2 protein-coding genes are annotated in these 732 nt (G+C 62.2%); both read left to right on the top strand.

Translation table 11 applies throughout. The annotated features are described in order from the left end of the window. The coding region (locus tag AACY52_RS28825; RefSeq protein ID WP_339561145.1) for a tyrosine-type recombinase/integrase at nucleotides 1-342 on the top strand (342 nt) is incomplete at its 5' end. After that, nucleotides 332-732 (top strand): hypothetical protein (locus AACY52_RS28820; protein WP_339561144.1); only part of this gene is annotated, 401 nt, incomplete at its 3' end. The genes AACY52_RS28825 and AACY52_RS28820, both read left to right, overlap by 11 nt.

The following is a 732-nucleotide window of genomic DNA, read 5'->3' as shown; positions in this document are numbered from 1 at the left end:
CCCGACTATCGGCCGCCTTCGGCTCTGTTCCTCAACACTCAGGGAAATGTGGTCAGCAAGGCGCGATTGACGGCGGTGTTTGCCGAGGCGTTCCGCGCGGCTGGCGTGACCGGAACATTACATTACCTGAGGCATACATTTGCGATGACGATGCTGGTGCGATTGCAGCGGCAGGCAGCGACCACGCCCAACCTCAATCCGCTGAAGATCGTGCAGGTCCTGCTGGGTCACAGTTCGATCCAGAGTACGTCGATCTACCTGCGCTGCGTTGAGCTGAATACGCGGGACCTCGCCGACAGCATCGACTATCTCTATGGCGAGTTGGTCCCCGATGGCCGTTAGGCGCGAGCGCATCGACCGGAGGCTGTCGGCTGCGGCGCCGATCGCTCTGGATCAGCCAGCCGATACCATCGTCGTCTTCCGCGACGGCTGGGGCGAGGTTGTGAAACGCTACGATCTCGGCAGGCTCGGTTTGCCGTCGGACATCGCGATTCTTCTGGCCGATGCCTTCCGTCATCATCATGCCGCCTCGAGCCGGGACACGCAGCGTCATTGCTGGATGGCGCTGCGCGCCTTTGCGCGCTTCGTGGCGGAGGACGGTCTTGTTCTGTCGGTCAACGATCTGACCAGTGCGATGGTCGGGCGCTACATCGCATGGCTGGATCGCCAGGTCGCAGGACAGACCAACCAACCCTGGTCGAAGGGTTCGCGGGCGAATGTGCTGATGCAGCT

Origin of the sequence: Pseudomonas sp. EA_65y_Pfl1_P113 (assembly GCF_963970525.1) — a bacterium.
Taxonomy (GTDB): domain Bacteria; phylum Pseudomonadota; class Gammaproteobacteria; order Pseudomonadales; family Pseudomonadaceae; genus Aquipseudomonas; species Aquipseudomonas tritici.
The sequence above is the reverse complement of the archived record's forward strand: the minus strand, read 5'-3'. Positions and strand labels throughout refer to the sequence as shown.